Origin of the sequence: Streptomyces sp. NBC_00414 (genome assembly GCF_036038375.1) — a bacterium.
In the GTDB taxonomy this organism is placed as follows: Bacteria; Actinomycetota; Actinomycetes; order Streptomycetales; family Streptomycetaceae; genus Streptomyces.
Map to the genome: position 1 here is coordinate 3,706,524 of NZ_CP107935.1, position 13,716 is coordinate 3,720,239.

At 68.5% G+C, this 13,716-nt stretch carries 13 protein-coding genes; 7 read left to right on the forward strand and 6 right to left on the reverse strand.

Annotated elements, in window-relative coordinates; translation table 11 throughout:
- Positions 1-40: 40 nt before the first annotated feature.
- The 3 genes from OHS59_RS15815 to OHS59_RS15825 all read left to right on the forward strand — a co-directional run bounded on the left by OHS59_RS15815 (position 41) and on the right by OHS59_RS15825 (position 2,108).
- Positions 41-301 carry a UBP-type zinc finger domain-containing protein gene (locus OHS59_RS15815; RefSeq protein ID WP_328494041.1) on the forward strand — a complete coding sequence of 87 codons (261 nt, stop codon included), beginning with the start codon at positions 41-43 and terminating at the stop codon, positions 299-301.
- A 251-nt stretch (positions 302-552) separates the two neighbouring features.
- Positions 553-966, forward strand: coding sequence for an anti-sigma regulatory factor (locus tag OHS59_RS15820; protein ID WP_055512819.1), 414 nt, complete (start codon positions 553-555; stop codon positions 964-966).
- Positions 963-2,108, forward strand: a complete 1,146-nt coding sequence (locus OHS59_RS15825; protein WP_328494042.1) for an RNA polymerase sigma factor SigF — start codon at positions 963-965, stop codon at positions 2,106-2,108. The genes OHS59_RS15820 and OHS59_RS15825 overlap by 4 nt, the downstream gene beginning before the upstream one ends.
- Positions 2,109-2,164: 56 nt before the next feature.
- On the opposite strand, the gene OHS59_RS15830 is transcribed toward OHS59_RS15825, so the two are convergent.
- Positions 2,165-2,608, reverse strand: a complete 444-nt coding sequence (locus OHS59_RS15830) for a hypothetical protein (RefSeq protein WP_328494043.1) — start codon at positions 2,606-2,608, stop codon at positions 2,165-2,167.
- Positions 2,609-2,755: 147 nt separating this feature from the next.
- On the opposite strand from OHS59_RS15830, the gene OHS59_RS15835 reads away from it, so the two are divergent.
- On the forward strand, positions 2,756-3,724 hold the full coding sequence (locus tag OHS59_RS15835; protein WP_210889887.1) for a diacylglycerol/lipid kinase family protein: 969 nt from the start codon (positions 2,756-2,758) through the stop codon (positions 3,722-3,724).
- A gap of 317 nt (positions 3,725-4,041) precedes the next feature.
- The gene (locus OHS59_RS15840) at positions 4,042-4,299 is read left to right on the forward strand and encodes a WhiB family transcriptional regulator (RefSeq protein WP_016639615.1); all 258 of its coding nucleotides are present in this window, start codon (positions 4,042-4,044) and stop codon (positions 4,297-4,299) included.
- A gap of 274 nt (positions 4,300-4,573) precedes the next feature.
- Here the strand turns inward: OHS59_RS15840 and OHS59_RS15845 are convergent, their stop codons facing one another.
- Positions 4,574-6,040: a sensor histidine kinase gene (locus OHS59_RS15845; RefSeq protein WP_328499223.1), complete on the reverse strand. Its 1,467-nt coding sequence runs from the start codon at positions 6,038-6,040 to the stop codon at positions 4,574-4,576.
- A gap of 524 nt (positions 6,041-6,564) precedes the next feature.
- Here OHS59_RS15845 and nagB point away from each other — a divergent pair.
- The gene (gene nagB / locus OHS59_RS15850; protein ID WP_328499224.1) at positions 6,565-7,350 is read left to right on the forward strand and encodes a glucosamine-6-phosphate deaminase; all 786 of its coding nucleotides are present in this window, start codon (positions 6,565-6,567) and stop codon (positions 7,348-7,350) included.
- A 248-nt stretch (positions 7,351-7,598) separates the two neighbouring features.
- Here nagB and OHS59_RS15855 read toward each other — a convergent pair whose 3' ends face one another.
- From OHS59_RS15855 to OHS59_RS15870, 4 genes are all read right to left on the reverse strand, one after another.
- Positions 7,599-9,089 (reverse strand): glycoside hydrolase family 3 protein, encoded by a 1,491-nt coding sequence (locus tag OHS59_RS15855; RefSeq protein WP_328494044.1) that lies wholly within the window; start codon positions 9,087-9,089, stop codon positions 7,599-7,601.
- A 9-nt stretch (positions 9,090-9,098) separates the two neighbouring features.
- The gene (locus OHS59_RS15860; protein WP_267027198.1) at positions 9,099-9,929 is read right to left on the reverse strand and encodes a carbohydrate ABC transporter permease; all 831 of its coding nucleotides are present in this window, start codon (positions 9,927-9,929) and stop codon (positions 9,099-9,101) included.
- Positions 9,926-10,927: a carbohydrate ABC transporter permease gene (locus OHS59_RS15865; RefSeq protein WP_328494045.1), complete on the reverse strand. Its 1,002-nt coding sequence runs from the start codon at positions 10,925-10,927 to the stop codon at positions 9,926-9,928. The genes OHS59_RS15860 and OHS59_RS15865 overlap by 4 nt, the downstream gene beginning before the upstream one ends.
- Positions 10,928-11,023: 96 nt before the next feature.
- Entirely contained in the window at positions 11,024-12,301 is a 1,278-nt protein-coding gene (locus OHS59_RS15870) for an extracellular solute-binding protein (protein ID WP_328494046.1), read from the reverse strand.
- 418 nt (positions 12,302-12,719) lie between these two features.
- On the opposite strand from OHS59_RS15870, the gene OHS59_RS15875 reads away from it, so the two are divergent.
- Positions 12,720-13,484 (forward strand): GntR family transcriptional regulator, encoded by a 765-nt coding sequence (locus OHS59_RS15875; protein ID WP_328494047.1) that lies wholly within the window; start codon positions 12,720-12,722, stop codon positions 13,482-13,484.
- Positions 13,485-13,716 lie beyond the last annotated feature (232 nt).

Sequence of the window (13,716 nt, forward strand, 5' to 3'; positions counted from 1 at the left end):
TCCGCGCGGATTCCCGCACACCCGACGTAATCTGGCAATCATGAAACAGTGCACGCACGCCGACGCGCTGCCGCATACGGAACCCGCGCCGCTGAGCGACACCTGCCTCGAATGCCTGGCGGCGGGCTCGCACCCGGTACAGCTACGACTGTGCCTGGACTGCGGTCATGTGGGCTGCTGCGACTCTTCGCCGATGCGGCACGCCACCGAGCATTTCAAGGAGACGGGGCATCCGATCATGCGGACCTTCGAGCCCGGTGAGAGCTGGCGCTGGTGCTTCGTCGACCACGTGCTGGTGTGACGTGGGTTCCGGACGGTTCGACCCTCTGACGTCTGGGTACGTCAATCCGGCGCGCCCTCTTCCCAATTGGGCCCGCAGACCCCTAGCCACTGTGCGTATCCATAGGTTTACTATGAGTGACAGCAAGGGGTTGGGGTCCCGGGGACAGGAAACCTGAGAGCGCGATAGCGTCACCGCTGAACCACGTAGCGCGTTACCCCGGGGGGCGACCCTCGGCCCCCGAAAGAGCTTGTACCACCTTGGAGGTGAGGGTGTCCCAGATCGCAGGCGAGCCCGCGACCCAGGACTTCGTGGAAGTCCGGCTGCCGGCTGCGGGTGCCTACCTGTCGGTGCTGCGTACGGCCACGGCCGGCCTCGCGGCGCGCTTGGACTTCACCCTCGACGAGATCGAGGATTTGCGTATCGCCGTGGACGAGGCGTGCGCGATCCTGTTGCAACAGGCGGTGCCGGGCTCCGTGCTCAGCTGTGTCTTCCGCCTGATCGACGACTCGCTTGAGGTGACAGTCTCGGCCCCGACCACCGACGGCCACGCCCCCGCGCGGGACACCTTTGCCTGGACCGTGCTGTCGGCCCTTGCAGGCAAGGTCTCCTCCTCGGTGGCCGATGACAAAACCGTTTCGATCAGCCTCTACAAACAGCGCGGCGCGGGACCCGGGCCGGCGTGAGGAACGGGGACGGGCCGGTGCGGGACGAAGAGCGCGGCACACGGGAGCTTGCCGCCGAGGGCGAAGGCGGCCCGGGCGGGCCCCGGCGTCTGGCGGAAGGCGTCGACGGCATCCCCGAGCAGCAGGCCCGGCCGCACCCGGAGGACGGCAGTTCCCCGGCGGCCGGGGCGGCTCGGGGAGGGCCGATCGACAAGGACGAGCGCGAGGCGCTTTCCGGCAGTGACGGGCGACAGGATCCAGACGTCGCCGCGCAGTGGGGGTCCCCCCGGACGGAGTCTGGGGGGACGTCCTCGGAAGGGCGGCGGCGGGTGACGGGCGGGATCATGAGCGAGCAGCACGAGCACGAGCGAAATGCCGACAACGGCACGTCGGGATCGCAGCACGATCCCCACAACCGTGCCGGCGCGCGGGCCAAGTTCATCGAGCTGCGCAAGCTGGACAGCACCGGCGCGGAGTACGCGGAGTTGCGCAATCAGCTGGTCCGTATGCATCTGCCGCTCGTGGAGCATCTCGCGCGGCGTTTCCGCAACCGCGGTGAGCCGCTGGACGACCTCACCCAGGTCGCGACCATCGGCCTGATCAAGTCGGTCGACCGCTTCGACCCGGAGCGCGGTGTCGAGTTCTCGACGTACGCGACCCCTACGGTCGTCGGTGAGATCAAGCGGCACTTCCGGGACAAGGGCTGGGCCGTGCGCGTACCGCGTCGGCTGCAGGAGCTGCGGCTCGCGCTGACCACGGCGACCGCGGAGCTCTCGCAGCAGCACGGCCGCTCCCCGACCGTGCACGAGCTGGCCGAGAAGCTGGGCATCTCGGAGGAGGAGGTCCTGGAGGGCCTGGAGTCGGCCAACGCGTACTCCACGCTGTCCCTGGACGTCCCCGACACGGACGACGAGTCCCCGGCCGTCGCGGACACGCTGGGCTCCGAGGACGAGGCGCTGGAGGGCGTCGAGTACCGGGAGTCCCTCAAGCCGCTCCTGGAGGACCTGCCTCCGCGCGAGAAGCGCATTCTGCTGCTGCGCTTCTTCGCGAACATGACCCAGTCGCAGATCGCCCAGGAGGTCGGCATCTCCCAGATGCACGTCTCCCGGCTGCTGGCCCGGACACTGGCCCAGCTCCGCGAGAAGCTGCTGGTCGAGGAGTAGAGGCGGCACGTCACACGGCTCGCGCCCCGTGAGGGGCGCGGGGAGCCACCGGAGATCTACTCCCGTGCTCCGCCCGGCCCGGTGATCCCCAGGGCCCGCGTCGTCTCGGGATTCAGGATCAGCACGAGTGTCGCGACCGCCACCACCGCCAGGGCGATCCCCCCGGGGATGGCGAGACTGTCGGCCTGGAGCAGGTTGTACGCGACGGGCAGCGCCATGATCTGCGTGATGATCGTGGGCCCCCGGCTCCAGCTGCGCCGCAGCAGCAGTCCCCGCGCGGCCAGCAGCGGCAGCAGGGCGAGCACGATCAGCGTCACACCCCCGGTGACGGCCTGGCCGCGGTCGTCCGGATGGCCGGTGAGGCCCATCGCGAGCAGATAGACACCCCCCGCGACGAGGGCGATCCCCTCCAGCGCGGCGAGCGCGGCCGCCACGGTCAGCCGCCCGGGGCGGGGTTCGGCGTCGACGGTTTCCGGGGTGGGATTCTGCTCAGAGCTCACCCCTGAAGGGTAGCCCTCACCCCTTGTCCGCCCACGGCCCCGGGGTTCCTCGCGGTTGACCGGCGAGCGCTCGGCGGGCCCCGCGGCTCTCACCTGATCCTCACCTCGGTATGGGACGAGTACCACGCGGTAGGTACGCTGCATCGCATGCGTGCACTTCTTGTGGTCAATCCGGCAGCTACCACCACCAGCGCACGCACGCGTGACGTTCTGATCCACGCGCTGGCGAGCGAGATGAAACTCGAAGCGGTAACCACCGAGTACCGCGGTCACGCCAGAGACCTCGGCCGACAGGCCGCGGAGAGCAAGGACATAGAACTGGTCGTGGCCCTCGGCGGCGACGGCACGGTCAACGAGGTCGTGAACGGTCTGCTGCACAACGGCCCCGACCCCGACCGGCTGCCCGGCCTCGCCGTCGTCCCCGGCGGCTCCACCAATGTCTTCGCCCGCGCCCTGGGCCTGCCCAACGACGCCGTCGAGGCGACGGGCGCCCTCCTGGACGCCCTGCGCGAGGGCCGGGAGCGCACGGTGGGTCTCGGTCTCGCCGCGGGCACGCCGGGCAGTGAGGACGAGGGCGTCCCCTCCCGCTGGTTCACCTTCAACGCGGGGCTCGGCTTCGACGCCGGCGTGGTCGGCCGGGTCGAACAGCATCGCGAGCGCGGGAAACGCTCCACGCACTCCCTCTATCTGCGTCAGGCGATGCGTCAGTTCTTCGGGGAAACCCATCGCCGCCGCGGCACCATCACGCTGGAGCGGCCGGGTTCCGACCCGGTGACCGATCTGGTGCTCTCGATAGTCTGCAACACCTCCCCCTGGACGTATCTGGGTAATCGCCCGGTGTACGCGTCACCTAAGGCCTCGTTCGATACCGGCCTCGACGTACTCGGTCTCAGCCGTATGTCGACGACCGCGGTTGCCCGGTATGGCACCCAGTTGCTCACTTCGTCCCCCGAGCGCGGACCCCATGGAAAGCACGCGGTGTCCCTGCACGATCTGACCGACTTCACCTTGCATTCGAAGGTCCCACTCCCCCTGCAGATGGACGGCGACCACCTCGGACTGCGTACGAGCGTCGCGTTCACAGGCGTTCGCCGTGCACTGCGTGTGATTGTGTGAGCGGAACGGGCTAAAGTCCTTCCACTCGAACGTTTAGGCCAGGATCCACCCCATGGAAGTACGGCTGTGACCTAGTCGACACCGAGGAATCAAAAAAAACTTTCCGGTAGGGGTTGTATCCGCCGCTGAGGTTTGCGAGTCTCTACGTGGCGCTCGGGACGGGCCGCAACATCGCCCCCACAGAGCGCCGGAACCCCTCCTCACATCCAGGACCACTCCAGTCCGTCTGGTAGTCGGCCCTTCACTTGTTGAGGGATTCGTGAAAGCGTTCACATTCACAAGCAACGTGCATGTAATACCAAGGAGAGGTAGCAGCCATGGACTGGCGTCACAACGCCGTTTGCCGCGAGGAAGACCCCGAGCTCTTCTTCCCCATCGGCAACACCGGTCCTGCGCTGCTGCAGATCGAGGAAGCCAAGGCCGTTTGCCGTCGCTGCCCCGTCATGGAGCAGTGTCTGCAGTGGGCGCTTGAGTCCGGTCAGGACTCTGGCGTCTGGGGTGGACTCAGCGAGGACGAGCGCCGCGCAATGAAGCGCCGTGCCGCCCGCAACCGGGCCCGTCAGGCTTCCGCCTGACAACCCACCCCGCAACAGCCTGAGCTTGGCGGCGCGTACAGCGTGTACGCATCTCCCGCCCCCGAGCCGCAGCGCGCAGGACCCCCGATGCGCAATCGAATGACACTTTGAACCCCGGGCCACTCAGTGGTCCGGGGTTCATTGCTGTGCTCACCGCAGTGAAGATTACGCAGCGTGTTCGTGAAGTAGTGGTGCGGGAGGTACGAAAGTTGCGCGAGGGGTCCGAGAGGGCTCCGGGCTGCCTGGCATATCCAGGCAGCTCATATGCCCCGGGTCACTTGGGGGTCTGCACCGGGATGTCCAGTACGACCTGTGTGCCGCGCTCCGGGGCCGGGACCATGTCGAAGGTGCCGCCCAACTCGCCTTCCACCAGCGTCCGTACGATCTGGAGGCCGAGGTTGCCCGAGCGGTGCGGGTCGAAGCCCTCGGGCAGGCCCACTCCGTCGTCCTGGACCGTGACCAGCAGGCGGTTCTCCTTCGACGAGCCGCCGCGGACCGCGGACACCTCGACCGTGCCGCGCTCACCCTCGCGGAAGCCGTGCTCCAGGGCGTTCTGCAGGATTTCGGTGAGGACCATGGAGAGCGGGGTCGCCACCTCGGCGTCGAGTATGCCGAAGCGGCCGGTGCGCCGGGCGACGACCTTGCCCGGTGAGATCTCGGCGACCATGGAGAGCACCCGGTCGGCGATCTCGTCGAACTCCACGCGCTCGTCCAGGTTCTGGGAGAGCGTCTCGTGCACGATCGCGATCGAGCCGACCCGGCGCACCGCTTCTTCGAGGGCTTCGCGGCCCCGGTCGGACTCGATGCGGCGGGCCTGGAGGCGCAGCAGGGCCGCGACCGTCTGGAGGTTGTTCTTCACCCGGTGGTGGATCTCCCGGATGGTCGCGTCCTTGGTGATCAACTCGCGCTCACGGCGGCGCAGTTCGGTCACGTCGCGCAGGAGGACCAGGGAACCGACGCGCGTGCCCTTGGGTTTCAGCGGGATCGAGCGCAGCTGGATCACGCCGTCGTCGCTCTCGATCTCGAACTCGCGGGGCGCCCAGCCGCTGGCGACCTTGGCCAGCGCCTCGTCCACCGGGCCACGGGACGGGGCGAGTTCGGCGGTGGTCCGGCCGAGGTGGTGGCCGACCAGGTCGGAGGCGAGGCCCAGGCGGTGGTACGCCGACAGCGCGTTCGGGGACGCGTACTGGACGACGCCGTCCGCGTCCACTCTGATCAGGCCGTCGCCCACGCGGGGCGAGGCGTCCATGTCGACCTGCTGGTCGGGGAACGGGAAGGAGCCCGCCGCGATCATCTGGGCCAGGTCGGACGCGCTCTGCAGATAGGTGAGTTCGAGCCGTGAGGGCGTGCGGACCGTGAGGAGGTTGGTGTTGCGGGCGATGACCCCGAGGATCCGGCCCTCCCTGCGCACGGGGATCGACTCCACCCGTACGGGGACCTCCTCGCGCCACTCGGGGTCGCCCTCGCGCACGATCCGGCCCTCGTCCAGGGCCGCGTCCAGCATGGGGCGGCGGCCGCGCGGGACGAGGTGGCCGACCATGTCGTCCTGGTAGGAGGTGGGGCCGGTGTTGGGCCTCATCTGGGCGACCGAGACATAGCGGGTGCCGTCGCGGGTGGGGACCCACAGGACGAGGTCGGCGAAGGAGAGGTCGGAGAGCAGCTGCCACTCCGAGACCAGCAGATGCAGCCACTCGAGGTCGGAGTCACCGAGCGCGGTGTGCTGGCGTACGAGGTCGTTCATGGAGGGCACGTGTGCGAGCGTACCCGTCAGGTACGACAAGACCCGAAATCGGCCACTCGCAGGGGCCCCGGAGACACCCGCGGGCCGCGGCGCCTGAGAGGGACCCTCAGCCCTCCCGGCACCGCAGCCCGGAGCAACATCGGCCGCGGGGTGTGCGGTCCCGATCGGCCGAAGGATGAGGATCCGGTGCAGTCAGGGCAGAGAGCGCCGGCTCCTCGATCCGCCTTCCTGTGCGGGGAAGACGGAGGCTTGATCATTCAGTTTCATTCCTGGGCTTTGCCCATAATTCTGGACTAGACCACTCTGAGTGTCCATGCGTTGTCGGATGTTTGTTGTTGTCTCTTAATCCAACAACTCGCGTCCTACTTCCACCACGCAGCCTAACCCCGAGCGGTTCACCGGCGGGGCCGGATTCGCATGGCGAGTCGGGCCGGCCGAAGACGCGACTGGAGAAGGGTCCTCTGCTAGATTGGTCTATACCACATGTGTGGATGAGTCCCTCCCATCAGAACGGCAGGCCCAGCGTGGAAGTTGTCATCGTTTCGGACGCCAAGGCGGGTGGCGAGCTCATTGCCGGGGCCATGGCGGAGTTGCTCCTGCGCAAGCCCGACGCCCTGCTCGGAGTGGCCACCGGTTCGACGCCGCTGCCCATCTACCAGGCGCTGGCGGCGAAGGCGGATTCCGGGGCCGTGGACGTCTCACGCGCGCGGGTCGCCCAGCTCGACGAGTACGTGGGGCTGCCGGCCGAGCATCCCGAGTCGTACCGGTCCGTGCTGCGGCGCGAGGTGCTGGAGCCGCTGGGGCTCGACATGGACGCGTTCATTGGGCCGGACGGGACCGCCGAGGACGTGAAGGCGGCGTGCGAGGCGTACGACAGGGCGCTCGCCGAGGCGGGCGGGGTCGACCTCCAACTGCTCGGGATCGGGACCGACGGGCACATCGGGTTCAACGAGCCGTGCTCGTCGCTGGCCTCCCGTACGCGAATCAAGACGCTGACCGAGCAGACGCGGATCGACAACGCGCGGTTCTTCGAGGGCGACATCGAGCAGGTGCCGCATCACGTGATCACGCAGGGCATCGGGACGATCCTGGAGGCGCGGCACCTGGTGCTGCTGGCCACGGGTGAGGGCAAGGCCGATGCCGTGGCGGCGACGGTGGGGGGGCCTGTCGCGGCGGTGTGCCCGGCTTCCGCGCTGCAGTTGCATCCGCATGCCACGGTTGTGGTGGACGAGGCGGCTGCGTCCAAGCTGAAGCTGGCGGAGTACTTCCGGCACACCTACTCCAACAAGCCCGCTTGGCAGGGGATCTGACCGCCCTAGGGGCGCGGGGAACTGCGCGGCCGGCCACGACGCTCCTGCGGTCGGCGTCCGTACCTGCGGTAGCCGGTTTACGCATGTGAAGGCGCCGGGTTCCCCCGTGGTGAACCCGGTGCCTTCGTGTGCGGGTGCGCTGTGGCTGGTCGCGCCGTTTCCCGCGCCCTTTAAAGATTGCGCCGTTCCCCGCGCCCCTCAAGACAAGAGACTGCGCCGTTCCCCGTGCCCCTGAGTGTGCCGGTGGCCTACGGCTCCGTGATGGCTTCTGCCGCTGCCAGGCCGCAGGCTCGGGCCGCTCCGTGGGTGGCGATGTGGAGGGCGCCCTGGGGTGGCGCCTGGGGGACGCCCATTTCGACCACGATCGTGTCCGGGCGGGCCGTGACCAGTGTGTCGAGCGCCTCGGCCATCCAGGCATGGCGGTGGACGTCACGGACGACGGCGATCACGCGGCGCGATCCGGCGGCCGTGAGCACCTCGGCCCCGGCCCCCTCCCCCGTGAAGCTGCCGGTCTCCGTGCCGGGCAGCAGGCGCAGCAGTTCGGCGGCGACGCCCCAGGGGGTCTCGTCCCCGACGGCGATGTTCGCGACCGGGGTGAGGGAGGCGACGTACGGGGCCTCGGTGAGCGGGGTGTGGTGCTGCCCGCGGGTAATGGTCAGCGCTCGGCGGGCCGCCACCAGGCCGATGTCAGGGACCGAGGCGGTCGAGGGCGCGGGCGTGTCCTTGGCCGACGTCGTCCAGGAGGCCAGGGCCCGTACCCGGGTCGCCGCGTCCGCCAGGCGTTCCTCGGGGAGTTCGCCCGAGCGGACCGCCGTGACCAGCGCGTCCCGCAGTCGCAGGACCGTCTCCTCGTCGGCCAGCCCGCCGCCCACGCAGATCGCGTCGGCGCCGGCGGCGATCGCGAGGACACTGCCCCGTTCGATGCCGTAGGTCGCGGAGATGGCCTGCATCTCCATGCCGTCGGTGACGATCAGCCCGTCGAAGCCGAGTTCCTCGCGCAGCAGCCCGGTGAGGACGCGGCGGGAGAGGGTCGCGGGGTGGGCCGGGTCGAGGGCCGGTACCAGGATGTGCGCGCTCATCACGGCCCGGCTGCCGGCGGCGATCGCCGCGCGGAAGGGGGCCAGCTCGCGGGCGTGCAGGACCGACAGGTCGGCGTCGATGCGCGGCAGCGCGTGGTGGGAGTCGACCGCGGTGTCGCCGTGGCCCGGGAAGTGCTTGGTGCAGGCGGCGACTCCGGCGGACTGCAGCCCGGAGACGTACGCGGCGGTGTGCCGGGCCACCAGCGCGGTGTCGGCGCCGAAGGACCGTACGCCGATGACGGGGTTGGAGGGATTGGAGTTGATGTCCGCGGACGGGGCCCAGTTGAGGTTGACCCCGCAGGCGGCCAGCCGGCGGCCCAGTTCGTGGGCGACAGCCTCGGTCAGCGCCACGTCGTCGACCGCGCCGAGCGCGTGGTTGCCGGGGAACGACGATCCCGTACGCACCTCCAGGCGCGTGACGTCACCGCCTTCCTCGTCGATGGCGACCAGGACGTCGTCGCGTTCCGCGCGCAGTTGGGCGGTGAGGGCGGCGAGTTGGTCCGGGGAGGCGATGTTGCGGCCGAAGAGGCCGACGGAGGTGAGACCCTCGCCCAGCCGCCGGAGCAGCCAGGAGGGTGCGGAGGTCCCGGTGAAGCCGGGCTGCAGGACGGCAAGGGCGTCGCGGGTCAGCGTGTCCGTGCCGGAGGCGATGGTGGTCATCGGGTGGCGTTATCCCTTCACGGCGCCGGAGGTGAGTCCGCTGACGGCCTTGCGCTGGAGATAGACGAACAGGACCAGGATCGGGATCGCGAAGAGCGAGGCCGCGGCCATGGTGGCCCCCCAGTCGTCGCCGAACGTCGTCTCGAAGCTGGAGAGCCACAGCGGGAGCGTCTGCTTCTCGGCGTCCTTGTTGAGGATCAGGACCAGCGGGAACTCGTTCCACGCCGTGATGAAACCGAAGAGCGAGGTCGCCATGAGACCCGGGGCGAGCAGCGGGAAGATGACCTTCACGAAGGCCTGCCTGCGGGTGCAGCCGTCCACCATCGCCGACTCCTCCAGTTCCTTCGGCACGGCGGCGACGTAGCCGCGCAGTGTCAGGATCGTGAAGGGCAGCACCATGACCATGTAGAAGGCGGTCAGCGGTACGAGGCTGTTGAGGAGGTCCGCGTCGCGCACGATCATGTAGATCGCGATGACCATGACCTCCCAGGGGGCCATCTGCGCGATCATGAAGGTCAGCAGGAAGCCACGGCGGCCCTTGAAGCGCATACGGGCCAGCGCGAAGGACGCGAGCAGCCCGATGACGAGGGAGAAGACCACCGCGAGGACGGTCACCGTCAGGGAGTTGCCGACCAGCGTCCAGAAGTGGTCGGCGTCGAGGGCCTTCTTGAAGTGGTCGAACGTGATGTCGGTCGGTACGAAGACCGGGGTGTCCGCGATGATGTCGCCGGTCGGCTTCAGCGAGGTCGCGAACATCCAGTAGACGGGGAACGTGAAGACCACGAAGAGGACGAGGGCCGTCGCGTTGGGCCACAGCCGGGCCATCAGGGAGCGCTTCACAGCTCGTCCTCCTCTTGCTTGAGAACGGTACGCAGGTAGTAGGCCGTCAGGGCCAGCAGGATGAGGATCGTCAGGAACGAGATCGCCGCTCCCATCCCGTAGTGCTGGTTGCCGGGGCCCTCGACGAACGCGTAGATCGGCAGGGTCTCGGTGAGCCGGTCCGGGCCGCCCTTGTTCATCGCGAAGATCTGCGGGAAGGCCTTGAAGATCCAGATGACCTCAAGGAAGGTCGTCGCCCACAGGAACGGCCGGATGAAGGGGAAGGTCACGGAGCTGAAGCTCTTCCAGGTGCCGGCCCCGTCGATGGAGGCGGCCTCGTACAGCTCTTTGGGGATGGTGGTCGTGGCGGCGTACAGGTTGATCGCCACGAACGGGATCGACTGCCAGACGATCAGCAGGGTGATCACGGAGAAGGTGGAGAGCTGGGTGCCGAACCAGTTGTAGTCGGCCATCGACGTCCAGCCCGCCTTGGCGAGCAGCCAGTTGACGACGCCGAAGCGCTGGGCGAACAGCCACTGGTAGACGGTGGTCGCGGCGATCACCGGCATCGCCCAGGCCAGTACGACGCCGAGCAGCAGCACCAGTCGCATGCGCTTGCCCAGCCGGGCGAGGAGCAGGCCGACGAGCGTGCCGAACACCATGGTGAGGACGACGTTCACGGCGGTGAAGACGACCGTGCGCTGGACGACCTTCCAGAAGTCCGCGCTGCTCAGGACGTCCGTGTAGTTGTCGATCCCTCTCCACTCGGTGAGGTGGAGGATCAGCTGGCGCGGATTGAGATTCTGGAACGACAGCATGCCGTTCTTGATCAGCGGCCAGCCGAGCAGGATCACCGTGGCGAGCAGGGCGGGCAGCAGGAGCAGGTACGGGGCGGAAACGCCGCCACGCCTTCTGCCGGGGTCCGTGCCCGTGTCGTCGGTGGGTGGGGGTACGTCGGTCTTACGGACACCGGGCGCGGCGGCCGTGCCTGTGTCCGTGCGTTCGGTCTGCACTGACATGCTCGCCATCTCTTCCACCATCGAAAGTCACAGTCGGATGCGCCGCCGTGCCGGGGACGGGCGGGACCGGCCCGGCCGTCCCCCGCACGGAGGTGATCAGCTGCTCTGCGCGAGCCGCTTGTTGATCTCCGCCTCGACCTGCTTGGCGGCAGCGGCGGGCGACTTCCCCTTCAGGACCGCGGTCATGTAGGCCTTGATCGGGTTCGGGTCGTTCTCCACGGCGGCCCACTCGGGGATCAGCGGCGTGGTGCCACCGCCGGCGGCGGCCGGAGCGGCGGCCTCGGCGGCGCCGTTGCCCGCGAGGTTGGTCTGCAGCGACTCCTTGTTCGGGATGACGCCGTTCTCCTTGGCGAGCGCGCCCTCGAACTTGTCGGACAGGGCGAGCTTCAGGAACTCCTTGGCGAGCTCCTGCTTCTTGCTGCCCGCGGCGACCGCGAAGTTGGAGCCGCCGAGGAAGACACCCTCGGGCGAGTCGGCCGTCTCACCGGGGATGGTGAAGTAGCCGATGTCCTTCTCTATCTTCTTGTTGGCCGCGATGGCCGTGCCGGCCTCCCAGCCCATGCCGATGAAGGCGCCGACGTTGCCCTTGGCGAAGACCTCGGCCTGCTGCGGGGTCGCCTCGTCCTTGTCCTTGGGGGCCTTGGAGTAGGACTGGTACTCCTTGTAGATGTCCATGGCCTTGCCGACCTTCGGGTCGGAGAGGTTGGAGACGTACTTGTCGCCTTCCTTCTTCACCAGGTCGGCACCCTGGCCGATGGTCAGGCCGTCGAAGAAGTACCAGTTCTGGCCGGGCAGGTAGATCGGCTCGGCGTCGGTCTTCTTGTCGATGGTCTTCAGGGCGTCGAAGAACTCGGCGCGCGTCTTGGGCGTGTCCGTGATGCCGGCGTCGGCCCAGACCTTCTTGTTGTAGATGACGACGCGGTTGGCGAAGTACCAGGGAGCCGCGTACTGCTTGCCGTCGAAGACCGAGGACTCGTTGAGGGCCTTGGTCCAGTCGGCGCCGATCTCCTCCTTGAGGTCGCTCAGGTCGGCGAGACCACCGGTGGCCGCGTAGGCCGGGGTCTGGGTGTTGCCGACCTCAAGGACGTCCGGCGGGTTGTCCTCGGAGAGCGAGGTGGTGATCTTCTGCTGGATGCCGTTCCACTGCTGCGTCTCGAACTTCAGCTTCGCCTTCGTCTTCTTCTCGAAGGCGGCCGTGAGGTCCTTGGTCCAGCCCTCCGGCGTGGAGCCGTCCATGGCCCAGACGGTCAGGGTCTGGCCCTTGTAGCCGTCGGCCCCCGCCTTGCCACCGTCGTCACCGTCGTCGCCGCCACAGGCAGCGACCGACATCAACATGCCCGCGACACCGACGGCCGCGATGAGCTTGCGATTCACGTCATCCTCCTCAGGGATGCCAGCAACCCCCCTGCCCACCGCGTGACTTACGACGAGTACTGCCCGTGGGGCTGGGACCTGGTCCTCAATGGTTTAGACCAGTACGGGGAGCTTGGCCTAGACCTAGAGGGGTGTCAAGGGTGAAAAAGCCCGTCCCGACGGTCCGTTACGCGACCTACATATGCAGGGACCTTTCACTACACGGCCGACAGAACGGGCGGGCCCTCGCGCAGGTCGCGGCCGGGTCTCCGGCGTACCCCGGTCGCGCTGTGGACTAGACCAAAAGGGACCCCGACGGTATATAGAGGGGATCACGCAGCGTGCGGGAGGACACTCGCACGGCTGGGCGTGCCACGATGTGAGCCGTGGCCGGCGCGTACGTCGGCCGCATCGGCACTCGAAGCCGGGAAGGCAGAGTATGAGCACCGACGTCAGCAGTGCGGAGAACGAGGGTGGGGCCCCCATCCGTACCGCGCGCGTGCCCAAGTACTACCGCCTGAAGAAGCACCTGCTCGACATCACCGACACCCTGCCGCCCGGAACGCCCGTACCGCCCGAGCGCACGCTCGCCGCCGAGTTCGACACCTCGCGCACGACCGTCCGTCAGGCGCTGCAGGAGCTGGTCGTCGAGGGGCGCCTCGAACGTATTCAGGGCAAGGGCACGTTCGTCGCGAAGCCGAAGGTCTCGCAGGCGCTGCAACTCACCTCCTACACCGAGGACATGAGGGCGCAGGGGCTCGAACCGACCTCGCAGCTGCTGGACATCGGGTACATCACCGCCGACGACACGCTCGCGGAGCTGCTCGACATCACCACCGGGGGGCGGGTGCTGCGGATCGAGCGGCTGCGGCTCGCGAGTGGCGAGCCGATGGCGATCGAGACGACGCATCTGTCCGCGAAGCGGTTTCCCGCGCTGCGGCGGTCGCTGGTGAAGTACACGTCTCTGTACACGGCGTTGGCCGAGGTGTACGACGTGCGGCTGGCCGAGGCGGAGGAGACGATCGAGACGTCGCTCGCCACGCCTCGGGAGGCGGGGCTTCTCGGTACGGACGTGGGGCTGCCGATGCTGATGCTGTCCCGGCACTCGATCGATCAGGATCAGCAGCCGGTGGAGTGGGTGCGGTCCGTGTATCGGGGGGACCGGTACAAGTTCGTCGCGCGGCTGAAGAGGCCCACGGACTGATTGGGCCGGGTGGGCCGGGGGGGCGTTGTCGGGTGCGGGTGCGTTGTGGCTGGTCGCGCCGTTCCCCGCGCCCCTGGGGCTGCGCCCCTGAAAGTCTGCGCCGTTCCCCGCGCCCCCGAAGACCAGAAGACTGCGCCGTTCCCCGCGCCCCTGATGGCTGAGCGCACACTCCCATGGGTGTAGGTGAGTTGGGTCGGTGGGGATCGGGGGATGCACGTGGTGTAGCGCTGGG